A 23940-nucleotide genomic window follows, 5' to 3' on the forward strand; every position below is an offset into this window, starting at 1 on the left:
GGTTCAGAAATTATTATCGGTGCCGCTTAGGAGAAAAGATTGAATTCCCTCGTACGCATTTTACTTTCACCCGCTATTCTCACCGAAGAAAACGGTAAAATTATAGAATCCAATGATACTTTTGCGAAATTGATCGGCAAGGAGTTGGATGCTACTTTTGATTATCTAGATTGGATCCATCCAGTAGATAGGGAACACGAAGCTTCCTTATGGGCGAAGGATCCTAGCCTCAATCATTATGAAATGGTAAAACGTCTGAAAAACACAGACGAGATCTATTTAGCCTATCATACCGTCACCTCCAGAACAACAGATGGGAATTTATTAACTCTATTCCTGCCTATGGAGAGTAAACTTCCTTCAGACTTTAAGAATATTTCTATTCATCCGACCGGAGAAAGTGTTAAAAAAGCTGAGATAGAAATTTATCGCAGGGCCTTGGAGATATTTGATTGGAAACAATCTCTTAAGGATCGATATTCTTCCACCGCTTGGATGGATTCTGCAATCAAACAGATCAATATCACTTTGATGCAAGGAACAGGCGTAGGAAGTTTGATGAGTGTTCTTTCTATGATACTTTCCAAAGCTAAGAAAAAAGAAGGCGCGGAATTCGTAGAAATTCGCTCTAATCTTTTTGATCTTTTACAAGACGGGGTGGCGAGCGCCTCTCGGTTTACTCAATTTTTATCTTCTGCCCAGGCACTCTTTGAAGAGAGCGAAACTCCTGAGGAGATCGGAACTGTTGCTGAGTTTGTGGATGTATTGAGAGAAGTAATAGATGATATTACTCCTTCTGTTCTTCTCAAAGATCAAAAGATCCTAGTATCAGATAATTTGCATATTCTTTCTAATCGTTTGAGATTTAAGAAACCTTGGATCTCTACTATTGCAAAAGAAGTTTTGATTAACGCATTAAAGTATTCACCTGACAAATCCAGTGTCCTAATTCTTGTTCTTCGGATTGGGGATGAACTACAATTTAAAGTGATCAATGATCCTCCTTTTTCAGGTTATATACAAGACTTTCATGAGGATCTTGTATTTGAGCCTTTTTATAGAGGGGTCAAATTTATGGACGAACGTTTCGATCAAGAACAGTTCGGAATGGGACTAGGACTTCCTGTAGTTAAAAAGTTAGTGGAACTACAGAATGGAAAAGTGCATCTTCAGACAATGAACCTGAATCTGGATGATACCAGAAAAGAAGGGATCTGTCTTACGATGCGTTTTCCAGTCATAGAGTAGAAGATAACCTTCTAAACTTTTTGGGAAATGGGTAGATCCATTTCCATTAGTACCATTGTTTCTTCTTCTTCATCTAAAAAGCTTGTTACATTGAATGTGGCAATTTTCCCTTCATGGTTCGATACTATTTTTTCCACCAAGGGTAAACCCAGTCCATAATCCAAAGTAGGAATGTCCTCATGCACATATTTAGTCAACCTTGCAAATGGTTGGAATACAAACTCTGATTCTTCATTCGGAATACCTTTTTTACTTCCACCTTCGATCTTGGGAGAATTTAAAACAGAGATCAAAAGTTTTCTTTTTTTCAGAGTGAATAATACATAGATCGTTGTCTCCGCTTCCGAAAATTTGATCGCATTCAGAAGTAGTTCTTCGACTGCTTTTTTAAAACTTTCTTCGTGGATACCTACGGCTGCTCTGGAACTTACATACTTATCTTCGCAGATCTTAATGTGAAGCTTTTTGAATCTCGCAAGTTCGTATACGTTCTGTATTTCTTTCTTGAATAGATTGTGTATCTGGGAAATTGAATATTCTTCCTTAATTTGGGCGTTATGGATGAAATAATCCATTTCGTTGAAAATTTCTATGATCCTATTTGCAGTTTCCGCGTTTGATACCAATAGATCTATCAGAGTTGCTGGTACTTCGTAATGATTCCCATTCTGCTTAGCTTTTTTGCGTATCAGGCCTATTGCAGATACTAATGCCCCAAAACCAGAACCCTGGCTTAAGGAAGTTCTAATATTCGAGATCAGATACGCACTTTTTGTTTGTAGATCTTTTCGGATCAGATCTTTACGAAATGAATTCCAATCCAAGTCTCCTTGGATCTTGTTAAATCTTTCCGTTTCCAGATTATCTTGGAGAAGATCCAACTCCCAGTTTTCCTTAATATGCCTGAGAGTCTCTTTAATCTCTTTGGGAGAAGTTTCGTTAATGTCAATACAGTCATATGCGCCTAAACGTACCGCTTTGACTATAGCTTTAGTATCTGGGTTATCCAAACCTAAGATAAAAGAAGGGGATCTTTTTGACTTAGAAAACATTCGGGCTAATGTTTCGAATTGAGAAACATCTAATTCGGAGTAAACGATCCCGAAGTCTCTATCAATTTTTAGATTTTCCAATACAGGAAAATGAAAAACTGTAAGACCTACTTCTTCACAAATTTTGGTAATCAGTTCCGTTCTTTCGGGATCAGTCCCAACTAACAAAATATTTTTTTTAGTCCGGCTTTCCGATTGCCGAACATCCTTTTTTTCTATTCCAGCGTTCGTCATAGACGCGCTCCATCCAAAAGCATTCCCGAATATTCGGAAAAATCTATGTAATATATTTTTAATGAGCCATAAATCTAGAGTAACGCAGGAAATTGAAATATTAAATTTTGTGACTTTTGTATACTAAGATGGTAGAAGTGAAAAAAATTTTTTTCAAAATTATGAATATCGGATATTACAAAATAATATATCAAGAAATCTCAATATAATAACACTTTTGGAGTATATTATAATTTACGACTAAACAGAACGTGTTATTTTATTTTAAGAATTGGAGAAGGTGTATAAAAATAAAAAACGCCGTTTTCCTAGAAGAAAAACGGCGTTAGATAACGTAAAAAACTAGAAATTAAATTTTTTCGATTACGGTTGCGATTCCCATTCCCCCGCCTATGCAGAGAGTAATGAGTGCGTAACGTTTATTTCTTCTTTCTAATTCGTCTAATGCGGTCCCGAGAAGAATAGCTCCAGTTGCTCCCAGAGGGTGTCCTAAAGCAATTGCTCCGCCGTTTACATTGATCTTTTCTAAAGGGATACCAAGAGTTTTTTGGGTATATAATACAACGGAAGCGAATGCCTCATTGATTTCCCAAAGATCGATATCTTCTACTTTTAGTCCTGCCATTTGGAGCGCTTTTTTGGAAGCGGAAACAGGTCCAGTCAACATGATAGTTGGGTCTTCTCCTGTAGCTACAGTAGATAGGATTTTTGCTCTTGGTTTTAGTCCGTATTTTTTGACACCTTCGTCATTAGCGATCAGAACGGAAGCAGCTCCATCCACGATTCCGGAAGAGTTTCCGAGTGTGTGGATATGATTGATCTTTCCTACATCAGGATAAGATCTTAGGGCGATCGCATCTAATTCTCTTTCTCCAACTGTTTTGAAAACTGCACCTAAGCCTGAAAGGAATGCGTAGTCAGATTCGATACGAGGGTTTTCGTCAGTATCCACTACTGTTCCATCTTCTAACTTAACAGGAATGATGGATTTTTTAAATGCGCCGTCTTTGATTGCTTTGTCAGCTTTGAGCTGAGAAGATTCTGCGAATTTATCCGCTTCTTCTCTACTGATATTATACTTGGTTGCGATCAGGTCCGCAGAAATTCCTTGAGGAACAAGATTATAATGTTTTTGTATATTAGGATTTCCTATATTAAAATCCCTGTCTCCAAGATCCGCTCCCATTTTTACACGGCTCATGGATTCAATTCCGCCACCTAAACCTACAGCCATAGCTCCTGACTGAACGTGGTTTGCGATATTATTCACTGCTTGTAATCCGGATCCGCAGAAACGGTTTACAGTATATCCTGGAACCGCATTTGGCCATTGTGCCGCCATGACCGCATAACGGGCGATACATGCAGCTTGGTCATCTACTTGTGAAACACAACCTAAGACAACTTCTTCTACGATTTCAGGATTTAATCCATTTCTTTCTTGGATTGCTTTTAGAGTAGAAGCAGAAAGTTCTTGTGGGTGAACAGAGGCAAGTGTTCCTCTTTTTTTACCTTTCCCTCTTGGGGTGCGAACCGCATCGATAACGTATGCGTTGGACATAGTATTTCTCCTATAACGAAAGCCGTTCGGTTATTCTTGAACTTATGTTCAAAAACGAAATATGCTTCCGGCTTGAGTTTAGAAGAAAGGGGGGAAAAGCAAGCTACTTCTTTTTATCCGAATATAACTTTATCGAATACTCTGAAGTACCAACAGTCTCCTTTTAAATTTTCATAAAATCCGTTATGGCCTCCATACTTTTGGATAAATATCTTAAGTTTGGAATTTTTGGGGATCTCGTTAAATTCATCAGGACGTATGATTGGATCGTCTGCAGATGTAACTATTGTCAGATCTACTTTGAGTTTTTCAAAATCCTTTGGACCCAATGTATAAGAATTAAAATAATCATCAGAGTTTTTAAACTCTGCAGAAGATGCTACAATCCTATCAGTCATTTCCATAACTGTTTTTCCTTTCATGATATTCTGATAAGGATGTAGATCCGGAAAATGTACATTCTTCTTAGCTAAGGATTGTCTCCATTTGTCTAAGAAATATTTTCCTATAATCAGTTTAGAATCCATCATTTCAGTCGCAGACTTTGGATGAAGAGGGGGACTAACAGCAATACAATGTTTTAAATTCGGAATACTTTGTTTGTTTCTGGAGTGTTCTCTGGCGACTCTGATCGTAAAATTACCACCCATAGAAAATCCGCCCAGATATACAGGAAGTTTATGTCCGAATTCTTTTGCGACCTTACGGACAGCTTCGTATGTTTCGCGTATTAAACTTCCATTAAATGGTTCTGGATTTAAATGATGAGTGTTACCATGATCTCTTAAGTTCAATCTAAAAATAGAAATTCCCTTATCATAAAATCTTCTGGAAGTTCTTTGGATATAATTGGAATCCATACTTCCTTCCCAGCCATGTATAAGAACGAGCAGAGCCTTATTTTGTGGAGCCTTGGAGTAATGGCCTAATAAACGAACTCCTTTGCCTGCATCTATAACAACGGGAGAAGCGGCTTTGTCCATAGGATGATCCGGAGTATTCTGCCTCATTAAAGAAGCTAAAACTGTTTGTACAAAAGGATGTCTGAGATGAAAAGGAGGTTTGAAGGGACGAAGAGTCTCCATGCCGGCAATTTTCCGGATCAGGTTTTGTTAGACAAGCATTCGTCAGAGAAAATCGGTAAGAACTTTATACAATTGTTTTGGTTGGAATGGTTTGCCGATAAAACCTTCTATCCCATGTTGAACGCATTTTTCATATGCTTCTGAGAAAGAACTAGCAGTGACTGCAACGATAGGAGTTTTTGCATTAAAAGAATTTAAAGCATGTATCGCGTCCGCTGTATGATAACCATCCATCTCAGGCATTTGTAGATCTAATAGGATTAGATCGTATTTCTTTTCATTTGTATCTAAAAGTTTTAATGCTTCTCTGCCACTTAAAGCAGAGTCGGATTGTATTCCTGTTTTGCTCAAATGTTTTGCGAGAATCTTCACATTGATCTCGTTATCATCTACAATAAGCACAGCACTAGAAGAGAATGTAGGAACTGTTTCCGACTGGATTCGTGCTGGATTAAGAGATGTTTCTGTTTCCATTTTTAAAGGAAGAATGACAGAAAATTCTGAACCGAGGCCAGGTTCAGAATGTAAACGGATATCTCCTTTCATTCTGGAAATCAATCTTTTGACTATATAAAGTCCAAGCCCCACACCTTTGTATTTGCGAGTATCTGCCAGATCTTCTTGGTGAAATGCATCAAAGATCCTTTGTCTGGCTTCTTCCTTAATTCCTATACCTGTGTCTTTTACTTTGAATAGAATAGAATCGGCTCCTTCTAAATCTAAAGAAAGTGTGACTGAACCTTTGTCTGTAAACTTGATCGAGTTTGTGATCAGGTTCAATAATACCTGTTCAATCCTAGTTCTATCCCCAATGATAACTTTTGGGAATTTTTCGGATATGAGTATCTTAAATTCTATATTCTTCTCTAAAGCTTTAGGTTCTACTAATATACGAATAAAATCTATGAACGTTTTGATCTCGAAAGGTTCTTCCTTGATCTCCATTTTTGCGGCATCCAAGGTGATAATTTGTAGTAGATCGTCGATCAGCCTGGAAAGAATTTCAGTGGAATCCGAAAGATCTTTTAGATATTCCTTTTGTTCCGGATTCATTTCGGAACTTGCGAGAAGGGTTGCCATTCCAAATATTCCGTTTAAAGGAGTTCTCATTTCATGAGAGATCATTCCTAAAAATTCGGACTTGGCTTTGTCTGCTTGTTCTGCCTTTTCTTTTGCTTTTTCTAAAGCAAGCTCAGATTGTTTTGCAGCGGAAATGTCAGTATGAGTTCCTACAATACGTGTAGGTTCCCCGTTTTCGTCTTCGATGATCAAAGCTCTGGAACGAATGAACATATATTCTCCAGATTTTGTTTTAAATCTTAAAACCTTATCGAATCTTGGTGTTCCTTCTTCCTGATGTCTTTTGAATGCAGAAAGTGCAATTCTCAAATCTTTAGGATGTACTAATTTTCTCCATACCTGAGGATCATCTGAGGGAATCTCTTGGTCAGTAAAGCCGAGCATTGTTTTCCATCTTTCAGATAGAAAAAGTTGTTTTGTCTTAATATTATAATCCCAGTATCCATCGTTGGATGCGAGATAAGTGAATTCCAATTGCTCTTTTTGTATTCTGAGTTGATTCTCTACATTTCTAATTTCTGTAATATTCTTATTACTGATAAGAAGTCCTTCATACACTCTGCTGATCTGAAGTAAATAAAACCCAGGGGTTCCTTGAGCGTCCTTGATCTCATATTCTTTTTTCTCAGCTTGCTGGGTTAGGTATACGGTCTTATAAAGATCGAAAGTGCCTAATTCCAGGTTTTGAGGAAATAGATTGCATAAGTTCCTACCGATCGCGACCTCTTTGGGCATTCCTATCTCCGCTTCGGCCGCCGGATTTAAATCCTTATATAAGAAATCCGTAATGGATCCTTTATCATCAAAAATAGGTTCCAGATAATAAACTGCATCCTCATTCCTATAGGCGGCTTCTCTAAAAATGTCCTTTTCTTTTATTTCTTGGTGTAGATCTTTTGCGATGGAAATGATCCAATCATCCTGAGGGCAAAGCATAGTAGTGTCAAAATACTTTCCTGTGAGAACTGATTGACGGATCCCTCTCCATTCGGATCCCGCCTTGCAAATGGAATTCATGAAAGTGGCAATTTCAGGTTTAATGTCAGGGACATCGGGTCTTAACTCCGTGAAATTTTTTCCCGTAATCGATAACTTCTCCATTTGTAAAAGTTTAGCGCCTTGGTCATTACAGTATTGGAGTTTTATATTTTCGAGTTTCCCTTTCTCGTCCCTTAGAAGTTCGTTCACGTATATGGCAGTCCCATCTGAATGTTCAAAAAACTTAATGAATGTAAGAATGTCTGCCGGGATCTGATTCATCTTCGTACTAAGGACTTTAACATCAATATAGGACGGAGAAGATCCGGAAAAGGCCCCGGAATTTCCGAGAGAAGGTAGTAAATCCTACATGAGAAAGCCCATGTTTAGTATCTGAAAGGAACGGGTTGAAAAGGATTTTTTGGGGAGAGGAAGAAGTAAAATTTTCGGGTTATGAAACTTCTCCCTCTTGTCTGGAACTTAAAAATTCATTATCAGATTTTTCAGGGGCAAATTTCCAAATTTCCGACCCTGAAGGATAGTTTTCTAATCTTTCTGGATCGTTTTGCCTGGATTCCAGCTTTCTGCATAGGTCTTGGAATGGGTGACGAAGGGAAGAAGCTCCACGTATGCTCATGTCCAGATTCTCTTATAATGAGACTCAATATCAATAAAATCTTTTAATTTTGAAAATTTTTCTGTTGACATAGGAAACAATAAAAAGAGATTTTGTTTCCTATGGGTGGAAACAAAATATACTATAAATGTTTCCCGTTGGATGTTATGAAACACAAACAGAATGAAGCAACCTTTCGCAGCGTATTCTACTTAGGCATTTTCCTAAGTGCTCTTTCTATCTCGGGAGAAAATCGAGATGATTTGGAGAAAGAAGGAGTTTGGACAACTACTTCTCTTATCCGTTATTCTTTAGAGAATTCAGTTCAGGCAAAGATGAGCCGACTGGATTTAGAAAACTCTGAATATGATTGGGAGAAGGAAAACGGTAAATATAATTTTATCGGGACCTTAACCGCTAATACTCAAAAGACGAATAACTTACCTTTACCTCAATATACTTTGCAAGGTAGAGAGATCACAAGTAATACACTCTCAGCAGGCTTATCAAAAGTTTTTAATACAGGAACTACTGCGAGTTTAACAGTTTCCGACAACCGTTATGAAACCGATGCGGGGAAAAGACCGGAACAACAAGGAACAATCGCACAACAATTCGCTCAGCCAAGCCTTCACTTTGCAAATCTTGGTTTCACTCTGAAGCAAGAATTATTGAAAAATATTTTCGGATACCAGCAAAGAAGATCTTTGGAGATCAGTAGGAGAAGTTCCGCAGTCCGAAGATTGGATGCGATGAACACTCTTTCCAGGTCAGTGGTCCAGTCTCTATTATCTTTTTGGAATTTATCCTTAGCTGACGAAAATCTCAGAACCGCAGAGCTTCTAGTCAAAAGTGTTAAGAATGTAAAAGATATTACTACTTCTAAAGTGCGTATGGGAGTTGCAGAAGATTACGAGTCCGGACAATGGAACGCTCTTTTGATCTCTGCTGAAAATCAACATAGACAAGCTAAATTAGAGAAGGATAGAGTTCGGAGAGATTTACTTGTTTCTCTCGGAAAAGATCCGGAAACCAAAGTAAACTTTGCTTTAGTTTTGGATGATTCTCTTCCTTCTTTAGGTCCAGAAGATTCAGAAACGGAAGAAGCCTTCAAACATAGATACGATTTCAAGAGTCTTGCATTACAAAAACAGAATGCGGGAGCCGCTTTAGAAATCGCTAAAAATGGATTATTACCTTCTCTTTATGTGAGTGGGACTTACAATTCTCGCGAATATGATCGCAATTTTCCTCAGAGTTTCGACGGGATCGGAAGCGGAAGATTTACCCAGAATTCCGCAGAAATCAAAATGGATTACCCTCTCGGTAACGATACTGCAAGAGCGGAATTTAGGAATTCACAAACACAAAGTAGAAAGCTGGATCTTCTTTTGGAACAAACAAAAGAGCAGGTCAAAACTGACGTAAGACAGGGGTTGCAAAAGATCAACACTACTTACGAGATCCTAGAAGAATCTAAAAAAAATCTCTCTCAAGCGGAGAAGTTTTACTCGGGCATTCTGCCCAGATACAGATACGGAAGAGCCACATCCGTAAATGTTAAGAACGCATTAGACCTGGTAGCTCAGGCTAGATACGGACTAATGCAGGCGAAAGTGAATTATAACTCGGCGCTAGTACAATACGAGCTCTCTAAAGGAACTCTATTCCGCAAATATGGAATGGATGCCGAAGAAGTTCTGAACCAAAATACCGGAGACCAAAAATGAATTTTGCAGAGCTATCGATCAAACGACCGATATTTATTACCTGTACGGTTCTCATCATTCTTGTTTCGGGATATCTTTCCCTGAACAAGTTGGGTGTAGACCTTTTTCCTAACGTAACCATTCCGGTAGTCACAGTGACTGTGCCTTATCCAGGAGCGGCTCCTAACGAGATCGAAACTCTGATCGCAAAACCAGTGGAAGATGAACTTTCTACTATTTCCGGGGTGAAAAGGATCCGCTCTACTTGTAGTGAAGGATCTGGAACGATCATCCTTGAGTTTACCTTAGAGACCGACGTAAAATACGCGGAACAACAGGTGAGAGATAAGGTCTCTGCGGTAAAACCTAAACTACCAAATGATATCAAAGAACCTATCATCAGAAGGATAGACCCTGCGGATCAGCCAATCATCATTCTTGCATTGAATGCAAACTTGAGTGAAGCACAGATCTACGATATCGCTAACGAAGAGATCAAACAAAATCTTTTAACCGCTAAGGATGTGGGAAATATTACCATCTACGGTGGACGTAAAAGAGAGATCCATGTCGCTTTAGATCGCCAAAAATTAAAACAACATATGATCCCTGCTTCCGTGGTTTCCAATCGTTTGGCTTCCGGTGGAACAAATATCCCTGCAGGTAAAGTGAGTAAGGCGGATTCTGAGTTAGTATATAGAACTATTAATGAATTCAAATCTCCTCAAGAGATCAGAGACACTCCAATTTCCTTATTCGGGAACGAAGTTCCGGTTAGGATCGGACAATTGGGAGAAGTGGTAGATACGTTAGAGGATGAAAGTACTCGCGCGTACTTTAACGGTAAGAAGGCTGTCTTCTTATTAGTATTTAAACAATCAGGTTCGAATACTGTTGCGGTTGCCCAAGAAGTTAAGAAAAGAATTGAAGAACTAAATAAGGAACTTGCAAGAAGAGAAGGTGGCGCTGTCCTTTCTATCGCAAATGATAACTCCATTCAGATTGATGATAATATCTATGATGTAAAAGAAACAATCATCATTGGTATCGCCCTTACCATTGTAGTGGTGCTTTTATTCTTAGGAAGTGTAAGATCTACTATCATCACAGGGCTTGCATTGCCTAACTCACTTTTAGGTGCATTCATCTTGATGGCGGTTGCAGGATTTACTGTAAACGTAATGACACTTCTTGCTTTAAGCTTGGCCGTTGGACTTCTAATAGATGACGCGATCGTGGTTCGTGAGAATATTTTCCGACATAGGGAAATGGGTAAAACTGCAAGAGAAGCTTCTACAGAAGGAACTAAAGAGGTAACATTAGCAGTAATCGCGACTACAATGACTGTGATCGCAGTGTTCTTACCGATCGCATTCGTGAGCGGGGTAGTAGGACAGTTCTTAAGAGAATTCGGACTAACAGTTTGTTTTGCTCTTTTGATCTCTCTTTATGATGCACTTACAATTGCTCCAATGTTATCCGCTTATTTTGGCGGAAAAATTTCAGGATCACATGCACAAGCAGGTCATGGACATTCTTCACAGGAATTCTTAAGTGTTCCGACAGAAGGAAAGAAAAAAAAGAAGAATGGTGCAACGACCACTTTAGAAGAAATTGCATTCTCCAAGATAAGAGCACAAGAGGCTCCGAAAGGAATTGTTTCAAGAGTTTTCTCCGCTGTGTTCGAACTCTTGAAGTTTGTATTCGGAGTTTTAGGAAGAATTCTTTCTCCTGTAGAGAAGGCGTTGGATTCCGTCTTATCCGGATTTAACGTATTCCAAACTTGGTTAGAAAATATTTATGCGAGCGTTTTGAAATTCACCTTAAAACGTCCAGTGTTCATATTGAGCAGTGCGGTTTTGATCTTTGTCGCTAGCTTAATGCTGACCAAGTATATTCCGAAAACCTTCTTACCTGCTCAGGACCAAGGAAAATTCCAAGTCACCTTGGATATGCCTCCTGGTACTTCCGTACATAAAATGGCGGAGATCGCACAAGAAGCGTATAAAGAGATCTCATCTCATAAAGAAGTTAAATTGGTAGCTATGTTCAATACGAACAGGACTGCGACTATGTTCGTGGAAATGATCCCAGCGAAAGAAAGAAATATGAACACTTCTCAGTTCAAAGACCTTCTTCGTAAACAATTGGAATCATTCTCTTACGCAAATCCTATCGTAAAAGATGTGGATAACGTAGGTGGAGGACAAAGACCTTTCACCTTGGTTGTTAGCGGACAGAACGGAAAAGTTGTAGAAGAATATTCTAGAAAACTTTTCGAAAAATTAAGAGAATCTAAAGCACTTCTGGATGTGGATACAAGTTACAGAGCTGGTGCTCCAGAATTCAGAGTAGTACCGGATCGCCAAAGAGAAGTTCTACTTGGAATTCCTGGAACCGTGATCGGAACAGAATTAAGAACCTTGGTAGAAGGAACTACTCCTGCAGTTTATCGTGAGAATGGAGTAGAATACGATATTCGTGTTCGATTGAAAGAAGGACAGAGAGATTTGAAGGACAACTTCTATAATTCTTTTGTTCCTAATTTTAATAACATGATGATCCCTATCCAAAACGTTGCAAAGGCAGAAGAAACGACAGGTCTTGCAACTATTAACCGTATGAACAGAAACCAATCCGTTGAAATTTATGCCGACGTAAATCCGGATGGACCAGGTATGGGTGGGGCAATGGAAGAAGTTTCAAAACTTACACAAACAGAATTGCCTCTTCCTCCAGGAGTTCGTATCGGATATACAGGACAGGCTGAGAACTTTAAGGAGATGGGAACTTCTCTTGGAATTGCTATGGGACTTGGGGTGTTATTCATCTACATGGTTCTTGCTTCCTTGTATGAAAGTTTTATCACACCTATTGCGATCATGTTGGTTCTTCCTCTTGCGCTTTGTGGAGCGTTTATCGCTCTATTCTTAACCCAAAAGTCTTTGGATATATTCTCCATGATAGGGCTAATCATGCTCATCGGGGTGGCTACCAAGAACTCGATCTTACTCGTGGACTTCACGAACCAGCTCATACAAAGAGGTGTGGAAATGAAAGAAGCGATCATAGAGGCGGGAAGAGAACGTCTACGTCCGATCCTAATGACATCATTCGCTTTGATTGCAGGTATGGCTCCAATTGCGATTGGATTAAACGAAGCTTCCAAACAAAGGACAAGTATGGGTGTTGCGATCATAGGAGGATTGATCTCTTCTACCGTACTTACGTTAGTAGTGGTTCCGGCAGCATTCTCTTATATAGAGAAGTTGAACAATCTGGTCCGTAGAAATTCTCCGGATCCGGATGCCCGATAAATATCATGGACTTCGCCGAGAAAAAAAATAGGCTCCGAGTTTTACTTGGGGCTTCTCGGGTTTTTCAACGCAAAGGTTATGCGAAAACTAGAATGGAGGACCTTGTAGAAGAGTCCAAAATCGGAAAAAAAGTCTTATACGAATATTATTCGAACAAAGAAGAAGTTTTAAAAGCGGCTGCCGAATATAGGCAAACCAAGGCGGCCTTTAAACTTAAAAGAATTCGAAACAATCAGGCTCTGGACTTTTCTAAACGATTCGTAAAGATGAGAAAGGAGCTACTGGACGTTTGTAGACCCAGCCATTTTGCATTATGGAAGGAATTGCAGGATCAAATTCCAGAAATATGGAGAATGGTGAAGGCGAAAAGGGTCCAATTAATAGATACTGAAATTGCAAGCTTCTTGGAAGAGGGGAAAAAATTAGGAGAATTCAGAGCGGACTTGAGGCCCGACTTGTTCATCATGGCATTAATCGCGTGTTCAGATGCGATTTACAAGTGGGAACAAAACCCGACCGAGCGTCGGGCCAATATATCCGAACTGGACAATATTTTTCTTTATGGCATAATACGCAGAGGAAAGGAGACGTTAAAATCGTCTTGAGATTGAAAAATCGTTTCCTAAGCGGAAGGGGGATAATAAAGTGCACAGCGCCGTGGAACAAGAACTAACCCAAGAGAAGGACGAGGTCCGTGAGAGAATATTCGAAAAATCGTTTGAACTATTTTTGCGATACGGTTTTGCGAAAACTCGAATGGAAGAGATCGCACGAACTCTTAGGATAAGTCGTAAAACACTTTATAAACACTTCGCCAACAAACATGAATTGTTAAAAGAAGTGATGACTGATAAACATCTCAGAATTCACGGACGTATCGAAGGTATCTTCCAAGACCCAGACAAATCCATTAAAGAAAAGATCCAATCAATGAGAGGTTGCCTCTCTTCCGAAATCCCCCACGGAATGAACGAATTTCTAAGAGAGATCCGTGACCAAGCACCTGATATTTGGAAACAAATCCAGTCTCTAAAAGAAAAAAATATAAATAGAACTATGAGAAAGATGATCGAGACCGGGATCAAGAACGGCGAAATTCGTTCTGATGTGAATCCTGATATCGTACTTCTGATCCACTCAGCAGCTTCCGAAGCGATGTTCGATCCAAACTTCTTAGCACAGACTCCGTATTCTATCCGAGATCTAGTCCAAGAGTTAGATAATATTATCTTTTATGGGATCGTAAAAAGAGACGATATCTAAAATTAGGAAAACTTTTCTATTTTGATCGTATTCTTTTTTTTTACAGGATGGATCTTATCTTCAGCTACCCTATTTTTTCTTTTTAGAAAACTTAAAGGTCCAGGAAGAATAGGAACTGTCCTTTTATCCGTAATTACTCCTTTACTCTCGATAGGTATCATTTCCTTTCTACTTACTATGCTTGGCATATATAGCATAGAAAAGATCGTTCTTTCTTTATTTATACTTTCTATTCTTTTTGTTATTTGTTCATTTTCTTTTAGAAAAGTAGAACTTTGTAAATCAATCCGACTCGAAATCAGAAAACCTGAAATTATATTTTTAGCTCTGTTCTCTTTGCTTACTTTGTATCTATACGCGGGATTTCCTACCTGGTATTTAGACGGAGGAAGAGACCAAGGACAATACACTATATTCGGAGTAGCGATTTCCAAGACTGGAGGTTTAAATTTAGAAGTGCCTGATTCGAAATTGATCAGAGAAATATTTGATGATTCAGTAATGGTAGATTATCAATCTATTGCTTCCGAATTTAATTTAGGGCTTTCTAACTCTGAGACTTATCGTTCTCCGCGATTTTTCCATATATTGCCCGCATATTTGGCCATTGGTTATGATCTGTTTGGAATAGACGGACTTCTCAGGGTCAATGCAGTTTTTGGATTTTTTTCAGTATTCTTTTTATACTTAGTGATCAGGAGGATGTCGGATCCTCTTTCCGCATCTTTGATCTCTGTTATGTATGTGTTGAACTCTTCTCAGCTTTGGAATGTAAGATCTGCATTATCCGAGGCGATTTCTCAATTTTTAATAATATTCACTGCATATCTGATCCAAATATTTTTTAAAAGAAAAAGTCCTGTCCCTATGTTCTGTATTGGACTGATATTTGGGATCAGTTCTTTTACTAGAATAGATAGCTACGTATATTTGCCTGCTTTAGTACTGTATTCCGGATTTCTGCTAATTTTTTTTGAAAAGTATTTCAAAAATTCTTTATACTTTATCTCTGCATTCCTTCTGACGAGTGTATTGTCATTTGTTTATGCATTTGTTTATTCGAAAGTATATATTTATCATTTATGGGAGCACAAATTCTTACAAATTGTAGGGATTGCTTGGGCAGTCTCTCTGACCATTCTTTTGCTGGAAATTGTAGTTTGGAAGAAGGGCCGCTATAAACTTGAATGGATCAGGAATTTTATTGAGAAGAATAAAGGAATATTAAGAATTTCTGTATTATCATCTATAGTTCTAAGCGGTCTACTTGTCTATTTTGTGAGGCCAATGTTCTTATCAAATATACCTGAACTGGCGGCGACAAAATATCTTACCTTTCATTCTTTATCGGTCTTTTTCTGGTACGTTCCTTTTTGGTTGTTTGTGTTTTTGATTTTCACATTTGATCTATTCGTTTTCAGAAAAAAAAATGTGAGTTCTTCCTTTGTATTTTTTATAGGAATGTTCTTATTGGCGGTTTATTTAGTAAGCCCCAGTATCGCACCCGATCATTTTTGGGCCTCCAGAAGATGGATGCTTTTTTCAATTCCTTTTGCAATTTTAGGATCGCTCATCGGGATCAGAAATATTCCAAATCTAAAACAGAGTTTGAAAACCATGTTATTGATAGTCCTTGCTGGCGCAGGGATTGTTTATACTGTTTGGAGATCTAAACTTATACTTTTCCAAACCATGATGGAAGGATATGAGAATGGATATGAAACATTTGCAAATTCTACTCCTTCCGAAAATGCATTTTACTTTACTACCAAGAGACAGATTGCTAGTCCTCTGAGATATATTTATGGAAAGAATATATACTTAATCAATGACTCTGAAGAATTTTTACAAAAAGTTCCGAAATTGCTCTCTTTAGGTAAGAATGTATATATGATCCAAAATGGGGCTTTATCAGGAGCGGATCCTTTTATTAAATTTACTCATATAGCTGATCTTATCCTGAAGGGAAATTTTCCTGCAGAATCCATCCAGAGATACCCTGAGTTCTTATATCATAAAAACTTAAATTTACAAACCTACGAGTTGAAAATTTCTCAAACAAAAGTATTACCCGAGCCGATCCAATTTGATTGGATACCTGCGAACGGGGGATTTTTTTCCAGGATGGGGGAAATAAATTCAGACGGGACCATTTCCGCGACAAGACACCAAGGCCCTTTGGTTTATGGGCCTTTACTTACCTTGCCTAAAGGAAAATATAAGGTAGAATTCTTTGGCGAAAATTTCGATCATGCTAGGTTTGATATAGCGTACAACGGAGGATCTTCACTTTTATCTCAGGAAGAAAAAGGAGAAGATCCGAACTCCAAAACTTTGATATTCGAAATTACAAATCCAGTCATAGACGATGTCGAATTCAGAGTATTTGTAGAAGGCAAGTCCGGAGTTCAGATTCGCAGAATTAAAGTAACCAAAAACTCAGTTATTCCGTAGTAATTTTCGATCCGACGCATCGATACTTCTTAATTTTCCCAATTCGGTTTTGATCTCATCTATAGACAATTCTCCTCCTCCTGAACTTTCGGAGATTGATTTCAAAATAGGCTGCAATTTAGAAGCTTCTTCTTTAGAAACTGATACGCCAGACTGCATTAGGATTTCATAAATTGCAGATTTACCCGATTGGCTTGTAAAGGCGATCCGATCTCCTTCTGGTCTTCCAATCAGATTTGCATCGAAGGCGCGATAAGCTCCCTTCTTCATGTCTTTTGTTTTAGAAACTCCGTCTTGGTGGATCCCGCTTCTATGAGCGACTACATCATCTCCAATCAAAGGAGCCTTTTCCGGGATTGGAACTCCTGACATACGAGAAACAATTCTGGAAGTTTCATAGATTGTCTGAAGATCCAAATCTACTTTAACACCACAATTATGAAGAGCGATTGCAACTTCGTAAGTGTTTGTATTCCCGGCTCTTTCTCCCAAGCCGTTTAATGCGGTTTCCAATTGAGTGGCTCCTGCGAAAAAACTCTCCACAGTGGTGGCGGTTGCCATTCCCAAATCGTTATGGGTATGTACTGAAATTTTACTTCCTTGAGGTAATGACTCTGCAACTTTTCGGACCATTGCAACAAACAAGTATGGTCTGTATCTTTCTACTGTGTTTGGAAGATTTACAACATCTGCTCCTGCATCCAAAGCGGCTTGAAATGCTTCCACTGCAAAATCCATATTCTCTAAAGAATCACCAAAATGTTCTCCAGAGAATTGAACTTCTCCGTAATTTCCTGCCAATTTTCGTGCGTAAGAAACGGATCGTATTATATTTTCTTTAACTTCTTTTTCAGAAATTCCCAATACATTTCTGATCGTAAAATCGCTGATTGGATAAACTATATGAATCCTTGGATGAGGTGCTTTTCGGATCGCTTCCCAGGAAAGATCTATCTCCTTCTCTACAGCTCTGGAAAGACTGGAGATCGCAACATTCTCCGGAGCTAAAGAGGAAAGGTAAGAGCATGCTTCGAAGTCTTGTTTGCTCGCAGAAGCAAATCCAACTTCTATCCCTTGCACTCCTAATTTTACAAGTCTCTTAAATATGATCTCTTTTTCTTCCAGATTCCAAGGTTTGCGTAATGCTTGGTTGCCATCTCTTAATGTAACATCCATGAAGAATGGAGATACAGGTGGAGTTTTCAAACCCTGGCCGGGTAAGATCATTTCTTGGATAGAAGGATATTGTGTTGCTATATCTAAGTCAGGTTTTTGTTCCATTGGGCACTCTCTTTTTCCGGCCTCAAGCGAGAGATTTTGCCGGGAATAGCCCTAAAACAAAAAACCCGCTCAGAGGCGGGTTTTTGCACACGCAAGTTTCCGTCCTCTCAACTCCAAAGAAGGAGTAAGAGGAGACCGAGCATATTAGCTTGGAAGAAATTTTGCGTCATACTTACTTTTAGACTCGGCAAATTGGAAAAGGAAGTCAAGTAAAAAAGAAAAAAAACTGTATCGCTGTCGCTCGTTATTGATCTTCTTCTTTTTTCAGGAAACTCCAGATACCGCCCTGCTCGAATTGTTTCTCTTCCAATAATTGTTTAAGTTGAAGATATTCTTTTTTGACTTGGTCTGGTATCCCTACGATCTCTAACTTACGGAAAGTTTCTCTGGCTTCTTCAAAACGATTTGTTCTTACATAACAAATCGCTAATGCATATAAAGTAGGGGAATCGGCAAGCTCCGATTCAGGTAGATCTTTGAGTAAATCTAATGCACGATCAAATTTAGAAGCGCCCGTATAAACTGCGGCTAAATTCTTTTTGGCGAATACATCATTATCATCTAATTCCAATGCTTTGGAAAGATGGAATTCCGCTTTAGGTTTGTCCTTCTTACGAGCAAATAATACTCCAAGTCCTACCCAGGCCTGAACATGTCCAGGTTCCAAACGAATACATTCTTGCAGCGCGGATTCTGCAGGGGCCATCTCGCCTAATTGAGAAAGGCACATTCCTAAATGAAAGAATGCATTAGGGTTATTCGGCTCAGACTCTGTCCAAGATATCAATATGGACTTTGCGGAATTAGAGTCCCCTTTTTTCAGATAGTCCAATGCGGTTTTCAGTCTTGGATCCATTCTTTTTCCATTTCTTTTCTTCCTTATGGATACGACTATCTTTTTCCTCTTTAGTTTCTCTATTACAATGTTGGGAAGAAGCTCTCCATTCCCAGTCGGCGTTAGTCTTGAGCCATTCTTTATCTATCTGGTATTTTTCCATAAGAGTATCTAATAAACGGACATCGTCCCAATCATCTGCATTCACAAAATGATTGGATTCTTTCATAAATTCTTTTTTCCAATGAGAAACGAATTTGTCTAGATGATCTTCTTTGAAATCTTCTAAACTATCTTCCGAGTTGGCACATTCGTTGATCAGGAATTCCACATGTTTTTTCCTGATCTTGGCTTCTGAAGTTTCAGTAACTCTTTGGTAAGTTACGTATATGGTTCCCAAAATTAAAGTAGTTTCAAAAGCAAATGGAACAGGAGTGATCGCAGCGATTGCAAGAACTCCTCCTAATTTTCTGATAATAGAGCTGCTGTCTTTTTTGAGTTCTGATTTATATAAGGAAACTTCTTTGATCCTTTCCGTATATTTTTGTTTTTGCGGTGCTATAAATTCAGAATCAAATTTTTCTAAATCTGCAAATGCGTCTTTGTATTTGGTTTTGAGACTTAGGTCTGTTCTGTATACATTGCCTTCTTCATTCGTGTAAAATAGAGAATATTGATGTTCTCTTGAGATCAAAGATTTATCTCCCCTTGGAAATGAAGAACAGGAGTATATGGATAATAAGATTATGATTTGTATTCGTTTCGGCATAGGCGTTTCTTTATATCTGACCCAGATTCGGAGTCGGACATAGTAAATAAATTTCTATAACCTGTTTTGTTTGTAACCTTTACTTATTTGTATTCGTCCAACTTCGATTTTCGCTGGACAGAAATTCTTTACAGGGTTTCATAGAAGTGCCGGACATTCTATGAATTCATTCTCTAAATATTCTATTATACTTTTTTTATCTGTTTTTTCATTCCTTATATCCTGTTCCGGAGCAGAAAAGAAAAATCCTGAAATTCAGTTACCTTCTTCTGGAGAACAAAGATCTGAAATGCCAGTACTTGTCCAATTCGAAGATGATCTGGAATATGACGTAAAAACTTTGATGGCAACTTTCGCTACAGGAGTAGAAGGCAAGGACAGAAGGTTAGATAGAGAATACGCTAAGTTTCCAATCTTAGTCGGAACAGGTGCCAGATCCAAAGAATTGGAATTAGAGGGCACAGTTACCAGAAGAGTTTCTTGGAGCAGATCCGAAAGAAAAGAAGTTCTGATCAGCATCGAAGGAAACAAACTCACTCATAACTGTGGTCTGGGGATCACTGATAAAACTTTGGCATTATCTGACTCTGGCAAAAAGCCATTTAGATCTGTTCGTTTATTTTTCCAAAGTACAGGAGTAAGGGATACTCCTCGCACTGGATTTGCCTGGGTTGTAGGTCTTGGAACATATTTGCTTTATCCATTGATCTATACCGGATTCGTGGTCGAAAAAATGGATTGTGGATTAGTTATAGAAGGCTAGAATAATTTTGCTTTTCTAATTCGTCTAATAGGAAGAATATAACAGAAAGGAAGAAGAATATGCCTTACATGGCTGTCGGATCTCGACAAATATTATATTCAGATTCTTCGGCTCCTGCGTTAGTGGGAGACCAGCCCAGAGAAGTAGCTTCCGTATCGGACAATGCTATAGTGCAACCACAAACACTGGTGGTTCCTCCAGGCGGATTGCCTCCTCATTTGGGACAGTTCCTAGATTCTACAGTTTAAGGACATAGATGTACAGACTTCTTTTTTCCGTTTTACTACAATCCTTGGTAGTAGTATTCGTTTTCCCTCTGATCGATTCTGGATTTCGTGTCAGCAATCATGTCTGGGACGTAATAGTAATCGTTCTATTCTTCGGATTTTTAAATTTCGTATTAAGATGGTTTCTGGTCCTTGTCACTTTCGGTGTCGGGTATCTTGTTTATCTTCTGACCTTGGGGATTGCTGGCCTTGTGGTGAATGCCATTGTTCTATTCTGGATCGCTAATATATTCCCTGATAAAATATTCGTCCCTGGTTTTTGGGCCGCTTTCTGGGGAGGAGCAATCCTAACCTTGGCAAACTATGTGGCCAAAAGAGAAAGTAAGGAAGAATATTCCAGATCAGATCGTAAAAAGAAAAAATCCCATTAGATTTTCCGAATGATTCGAGAGATCCAGGCAATATTTAAAAACGACCCTGCAGCTAGGGGAATGGAATTTATACTCTATCCGGGATTACATTCCATTCTGCTGCATAAGTACATTGCATATCCTTTATATAAGATAAGATTAAAATTCCTAGCTCGGTTTATTTCTCAGTTCAATCGTTTTTTGACAGGGATCGAGATTCATCCGGGTGCAAAGATCGGCAGCGGATTATTCATTGATCACGGGATGGGAATTGTAATTGGTGGGACTGCAGAGATAGGGGATGATTGTATTTTATTTCATGGAGTTACCTTAGGTGGAACAGGGAATCACCAAGGTAAACGTCATCCTACTGTGGGAAACAATGTGCTGATCGGTGCAAGGGCAACAATTTTAGGTCCAGTGCACGTGGGCAATAATGTGAAGATAGGTGCAGAAGCAGTAGTTATAGATCACGATATCCCTGATAATTGCACTGTTGTGGGTGCTCCCGGTAAAATCGTACGTTTAAAAGGGAAGAAGGTAAAGATCTCCCTTAAAAAAACTAAAATAGTTTAGGTTTTTATGATGCTTTTTAATTCAGAAAGCATCTCTTCTTCTAATTCATTAAAATATTTAGGATCATGGGTCATCACATAAAATTGTGAATTTCCCTGGAATAATTTCAAAAACAGTTCTGCTTTCTTTCGGGAATCGAAATCTGCAGGAAGTGTAAGAGCCTTCTTATTCTTTTCAAAATAATTTTCTAAACAAGAGATCCAAGAGCCAAGTACAGTAGAACTTCTCTCTGCGAGATCGGGTTCGGGTTTATCTAGACTTCCCATAAATCGAGCAAGAGGGCATCCAAAATATTTTCCTGACTTGACCTGCTTTTTCAAAAGTGCCATCCATCTATGCACGAACTCTTCTGGAGTTTCGGATCTTTCCATCAGTCTTTCCCAACCAACTTGGAAATCTCTGCCTTGGCGCTCTAAATATTCTTTCCCCAGATCTTCTTTGGTTTGGAAATATCTATAAAAACTTGCCTTATGAGATTCTGATTCGTCGATCACCTGGTTTATGGAAGTTCCAGCATAACCTTGAGAATACATAAGGCGAACAGCAGTGGATGCTATCCTTTCGAAAGGACCTTCTGGCTGGCCCAGTTCCGGTTTTCGTTTGCTCATCGGACTAAAATAAAATGATAGACTAACTGGTCTATTCTATTTTTATGAGGACGATTGCGGATAGACTGATTGGTCTATTGGAGGAAAACCATGCAACAATTGCTATTTTCTAAAAGAAATCGGGTAGAATGGGAGGAAGTCCCGGATCCTAAACTTTCAGGGCCGAACCAGGCACTCGTCCGTCCCTTGGCGGTTGCCAGATGCGATTTGGATCTTCCAATTTTAAGAGGACAAACATTATTCCGCCCTCCTTTTCCTTTGGGCCATGAATTCGTAGGAGAAATTATAGAAACAAGCGAAGAGATATCTTCACTCTTCCCTAAAGGAACTCGTGTTGCCGTTCCATTCCAAATTTCCTGTGGGCATTGTGCGAATTGTGAAACAGGTCTGACTAAAAGTTGCAGCACTGTTCCTCATACTAGCGCTTATGGAATGGGGAAAGGTGCAAAAGAATTTGGGGGCGCAATTTCTGAATCTGTTTTGGTTCCTTATGCAAAAGAGATGTTAATTCCTTTTTCAAATAAAACTGATCCTGCGGCGATCGCAAGTATCAGCGATAATATTGTAGAAGCATGGAAATTAGTAGGGATGCATCTAAAACAAAACAAGAATAGATCGGTCTTAGTGCTCGGAGGTTTTGCTTCTAGCATTGGATTGTATACTGCGGCTCTTGCAAAACATATGGGTGCCGCGGATCTCGTATACGTGGACACAGATAAAAAACGTTTGGAGATCGCTGAATCTTATGGAGTGAAAGTTGAGCAGGTGATATCTTACCCTAAAAGTTTCGGTAAGTTTGATATTGTGGCAGATGCAAACGGAACTGCAGAAGGTTGGGATTGTGGGCTTAGATCTGTTGGAATAGAAGGAGAATTTGGATCCGCTTCTATTTTCTGGACCAATAATGTTCCGATCCCTTATTTAGAATTATATAATAATGGAGCTACAATCCGTTTAGGAAGAGTGAGATCTAGGGAATGGATTCCTGAAATTTTGAGATTAGTAGAAGAGGAAGGTTTCGATCCTTCTAAGGTTACCACACGTAAAGCATCTTGGTCGGAAGCGGCAGATGCTTTTTTGGAAGAGGAGACTAAGTTGATCGTAGTAAGATAAAGTACATTGGATTTGAAGGACGAGGAGGCTCGTCCTTATTTTTTTAATACTGCCCTATAGATCTGAAATAATCCCCTAAAAGTGCATCCACCTCTTCAAAGGAAGAATATCCTTTGGTTAAGATCCCTCTGTCCAAGCCGTCTGAAAACACCAAACAAGGAAATCCAGTTACACCTAAAATATATCCGTAATTGAAATCGTTTCTGGTTTCTAATAGAGTTTCTTCCCTATAATACAATTCTTTAAATTCATCTAAAGGAATAGAAAGTTCAGAAGCAATTTCTGCATATGTTTCGAAACTATTTGGGTCCTTTCCTTTAGAATGAAAACTTTCAAGTAGCTTCTCTAAAAAAGCAAAAGACAGACTTGGATTGATCCTTTGGGCAGTGATAACTGCTCTTGAGCCTGGCTCAGAATCATATTTTAAATTTCTATTTTTGAGTATATCGTAGTGGAAACTTCTTTTAGAGACCCTTTCCACTTCCTTCCAGAGGTATTTTAATTTTTCAGTAACATCTTCTGTGAAGTTTTCAACCTCTGGTCCGTATTTTAATCCACCGAGTACTAATGTGAATTCAATCTTGTCTGAGTATTTTTCTCTGATCTTTTCGAAAATAGGAGAGAAGCCGTAACACCATGCGCAGATTGGATCGGCTACGTATAGGATGGAATGTTTGGTATCCGGGCGTTTGAATTCTAGGCTCACAGATAACAGAGATAATTCTTCTTTTATCTTTTCCAACTAAAAAAGGCGGGAACAT

Annotated in this window: 21 protein-coding genes; 11 read left to right on the forward strand and 10 right to left on the reverse strand. The window is 38.8% G+C overall.

Annotated elements, in window-relative coordinates:
* The first annotated feature begins 39 nt into the window (after positions 1-39).
* The gene (locus CH362_RS14245) at positions 40-1248 is read left to right on the forward strand and encodes a sensor histidine kinase (RefSeq protein ID WP_100711000.1); all 1209 of its coding nucleotides are present in this window, start codon (positions 40-42) and stop codon (positions 1246-1248) included.
* Positions 1249-1259: 11 nt separating this feature from the next.
* On the opposite strand, the gene CH362_RS14250 is transcribed toward CH362_RS14245, so the two are convergent.
* The 5 genes from CH362_RS14250 to CH362_RS19175 all read right to left on the reverse strand — a co-directional run bounded on the left by CH362_RS14250 (position 1260) and on the right by CH362_RS19175 (position 7875).
* Complete coding sequence (locus tag CH362_RS14250) at positions 1260-2534, reverse strand: sensor histidine kinase (RefSeq protein WP_100711001.1); 1275 nt, start codon at positions 2532-2534, stop codon at positions 1260-1262.
* A gap of 349 nt (positions 2535-2883) precedes the next feature.
* Positions 2884-4095, reverse strand: a complete 1212-nt coding sequence (locus CH362_RS14255; protein ID WP_100711002.1) for an acetyl-CoA C-acetyltransferase — start codon at positions 4093-4095, stop codon at positions 2884-2886.
* Between the two features lie 113 nt (positions 4096-4208).
* Positions 4209-5180: a YheT family hydrolase gene (locus CH362_RS14260; protein ID WP_100711003.1), complete on the reverse strand. Its 972-nt coding sequence runs from the start codon at positions 5178-5180 to the stop codon at positions 4209-4211.
* Between the two features lie 42 nt (positions 5181-5222).
* Entirely contained in the window at positions 5223-7520 is a 2298-nt protein-coding gene (locus CH362_RS14265; RefSeq protein ID WP_100711004.1) for a hybrid sensor histidine kinase/response regulator, read from the reverse strand.
* Between the two features lie 169 nt (positions 7521-7689).
* On the reverse strand, positions 7690-7875 hold the full coding sequence (locus tag CH362_RS19175; protein WP_125169724.1) for a hypothetical protein: 186 nt from the start codon (positions 7873-7875) through the stop codon (positions 7690-7692).
* A 146-nt stretch (positions 7876-8021) separates the two neighbouring features.
* Between CH362_RS19175 and CH362_RS14270 the strand changes: the two genes are divergently transcribed.
* Genes CH362_RS14270 through CH362_RS14290 form a run of 5 tightly spaced genes read left to right on the forward strand, consistent with a single transcriptional unit; the run spans position 8022 to position 16597 of the window.
* Positions 8022-9584 carry a TolC family protein gene (locus CH362_RS14270; protein WP_244280594.1) on the forward strand — a complete coding sequence of 521 codons (1563 nt, stop codon included), beginning with the start codon at positions 8022-8024 and terminating at the stop codon, positions 9582-9584.
* Positions 9581-12880: an efflux RND transporter permease subunit gene (locus CH362_RS14275; RefSeq protein ID WP_100711006.1), complete on the forward strand. Its 3300-nt coding sequence runs from the start codon at positions 9581-9583 to the stop codon at positions 12878-12880. The genes CH362_RS14270 and CH362_RS14275 overlap by 4 nt, the downstream gene beginning before the upstream one ends.
* A 5-nt stretch (positions 12881-12885) precedes the next feature.
* A complete protein-coding gene (locus CH362_RS14280; protein WP_100711007.1) occupies positions 12886-13485 on the forward strand; it encodes a TetR/AcrR family transcriptional regulator in 600 nt (199 codons plus the stop codon).
* A gap of 40 nt (positions 13486-13525) precedes the next feature.
* Positions 13526-14143 (forward strand): TetR/AcrR family transcriptional regulator, encoded by a 618-nt coding sequence (locus CH362_RS14285; protein WP_100711008.1) that lies wholly within the window; start codon positions 13526-13528, stop codon positions 14141-14143.
* Positions 14144-14164: 21 nt separating this feature from the next.
* Positions 14165-16597: a hypothetical protein gene (locus tag CH362_RS14290; protein WP_100711009.1), complete on the forward strand. Its 2433-nt coding sequence runs from the start codon at positions 14165-14167 to the stop codon at positions 16595-16597.
* Here CH362_RS14290 and leuA2 read toward each other — a convergent pair.
* The 3 genes from leuA2 to CH362_RS14305 all read right to left on the reverse strand — a co-directional run bounded on the left by leuA2 (position 16583) and on the right by CH362_RS14305 (position 19407).
* Positions 16583-17824, reverse strand: coding sequence for a 2-isopropylmalate synthase LeuA2 (gene leuA2, locus CH362_RS14295; protein WP_244280605.1), 1242 nt, complete (start codon positions 17822-17824; stop codon positions 16583-16585). The genes CH362_RS14290 and leuA2 overlap by 15 nt on opposite strands.
* A gap of 298 nt (positions 17825-18122) precedes the next feature.
* On the reverse strand, positions 18123-18734 hold the full coding sequence (locus tag CH362_RS14300; RefSeq protein WP_208859590.1) for a tetratricopeptide repeat protein: 612 nt from the start codon (positions 18732-18734) through the stop codon (positions 18123-18125).
* Positions 18682-19407: a hypothetical protein gene (locus CH362_RS14305; protein WP_244280595.1), complete on the reverse strand. Its 726-nt coding sequence runs from the start codon at positions 19405-19407 to the stop codon at positions 18682-18684. Before CH362_RS14305 ends, CH362_RS14300 begins: the two co-directional genes overlap by 53 nt.
* Positions 19408-19642: 235 nt before the next feature.
* Between CH362_RS14305 and CH362_RS14310 the strand changes: the two genes are divergently transcribed.
* Genes CH362_RS14310 through epsC form a run of 4 tightly spaced genes read left to right on the forward strand, consistent with a single transcriptional unit; the run spans position 19643 to position 21458 of the window.
* Complete coding sequence (locus CH362_RS14310; RefSeq protein WP_100711011.1) at positions 19643-20245, forward strand: hypothetical protein; 603 nt, start codon at positions 19643-19645, stop codon at positions 20243-20245.
* A gap of 59 nt (positions 20246-20304) precedes the next feature.
* Positions 20305-20493 carry a hypothetical protein gene (locus tag CH362_RS14315; RefSeq protein ID WP_100711012.1) on the forward strand — a complete coding sequence of 63 codons (189 nt, stop codon included), beginning with the start codon at positions 20305-20307 and terminating at the stop codon, positions 20491-20493.
* Between the two features lie 8 nt (positions 20494-20501).
* A complete protein-coding gene (locus CH362_RS14320) occupies positions 20502-20903 on the forward strand; it encodes a phage holin family protein (RefSeq protein ID WP_100711013.1) in 402 nt (133 codons plus the stop codon).
* A gap of 9 nt (positions 20904-20912) precedes the next feature.
* Positions 20913-21458 (forward strand): serine O-acetyltransferase EpsC, encoded by a 546-nt coding sequence (gene epsC, locus CH362_RS14325; protein WP_100711014.1) that lies wholly within the window; start codon positions 20913-20915, stop codon positions 21456-21458.
* On the opposite strand, the gene CH362_RS14330 is transcribed toward epsC, so the two are convergent.
* Positions 21455-22066, reverse strand: coding sequence for a TetR/AcrR family transcriptional regulator (locus CH362_RS14330; RefSeq protein ID WP_100711015.1), 612 nt, complete (start codon positions 22064-22066; stop codon positions 21455-21457). The two genes, epsC and CH362_RS14330, sit on opposite strands and share 4 nt — an antisense overlap.
* A gap of 90 nt (positions 22067-22156) precedes the next feature.
* Here CH362_RS14330 and CH362_RS14335 point away from each other — a divergent pair, with 90 nt between their 5' ends.
* On the forward strand, positions 22157-23179 hold the full coding sequence (locus tag CH362_RS14335) for a zinc-dependent alcohol dehydrogenase (RefSeq protein ID WP_100711016.1): 1023 nt from the start codon (positions 22157-22159) through the stop codon (positions 23177-23179).
* 43 nt (positions 23180-23222) lie between these two features.
* On the opposite strand, the gene CH362_RS14340 is transcribed toward CH362_RS14335, so the two are convergent.
* Positions 23223-23921 (reverse strand): DsbA family protein, encoded by a 699-nt coding sequence (locus tag CH362_RS14340; RefSeq protein ID WP_100711017.1) that lies wholly within the window; start codon positions 23919-23921, stop codon positions 23223-23225.
* Positions 23922-23940: the final 19 nt, after the last annotated feature.

It is taken from the genome of Leptospira saintgironsiae, from assembly GCF_002811765.1.
GTDB classification, from domain to species: Bacteria; Spirochaetota; Leptospiria; order Leptospirales; family Leptospiraceae; genus Leptospira_B; species Leptospira_B saintgironsiae.

Coding starts and splice junctions, on each gene's coding strand:
- CH362_RS14270 (WP_244280594.1), top strand. CDS start 8,022: ATGAAACACAAACAGAATGAAGCAACCTTTCGCAGCGTATTCTACTTA.
- CH362_RS14275 (WP_100711006.1), top strand. CDS start 9,581: ATGAATTTTGCAGAGCTATCGATCAAACGACCGATATTTATTACCTGT.
- CH362_RS14265 (WP_100711004.1), bottom strand. CDS start 7,520: ATGAATCAGATCCCGGCAGACATTCTTACATTCATTAAGTTTTTTGAA.
- CH362_RS14330 (WP_100711015.1), bottom strand. CDS start 22,066: ATGAGCAAACGAAAACCGGAACTGGGCCAGCCAGAAGGTCCTTTCGAA.
- CH362_RS14280 (WP_100711007.1), top strand. CDS start 12,886: ATGGACTTCGCCGAGAAAAAAAATAGGCTCCGAGTTTTACTTGGGGCT.
- CH362_RS14320 (WP_100711013.1), top strand. CDS start 20,502: ATGTACAGACTTCTTTTTTCCGTTTTACTACAATCCTTGGTAGTAGTA.
- CH362_RS14310 (WP_100711011.1), top strand. CDS start 19,643: ATGAATTCATTCTCTAAATATTCTATTATACTTTTTTTATCTGTTTTT.
- CH362_RS14260 (WP_100711003.1), bottom strand. CDS start 5,180: ATGGAGACTCTTCGTCCCTTCAAACCTCCTTTTCATCTCAGACATCCT.
- CH362_RS14300 (WP_208859590.1), bottom strand. CDS start 18,734: ATGGATCCAAGACTGAAAACCGCATTGGACTATCTGAAAAAAGGGGAC.
- CH362_RS19175 (WP_125169724.1), bottom strand. CDS start 7,875: ATGAGCATACGTGGAGCTTCTTCCCTTCGTCACCCATTCCAAGACCTA.
- leuA2 (WP_244280605.1), bottom strand. CDS start 17,824: ATGATCTTACCCGGCCAGGGTTTGAAAACTCCACCTGTATCTCCATTC.
- CH362_RS14335 (WP_100711016.1), top strand. CDS start 22,157: ATGCAACAATTGCTATTTTCTAAAAGAAATCGGGTAGAATGGGAGGAA.
- CH362_RS14255 (WP_100711002.1), bottom strand. CDS start 4,095: ATGTCCAACGCATACGTTATCGATGCGGTTCGCACCCCAAGAGGGAAA.
- CH362_RS14315 (WP_100711012.1), top strand. CDS start 20,305: ATGCCTTACATGGCTGTCGGATCTCGACAAATATTATATTCAGATTCT.
- CH362_RS14250 (WP_100711001.1), bottom strand. CDS start 2,534: ATGACGAACGCTGGAATAGAAAAAAAGGATGTTCGGCAATCGGAAAGC.
- epsC (WP_100711014.1), top strand. CDS start 20,913: ATGATTCGAGAGATCCAGGCAATATTTAAAAACGACCCTGCAGCTAGG.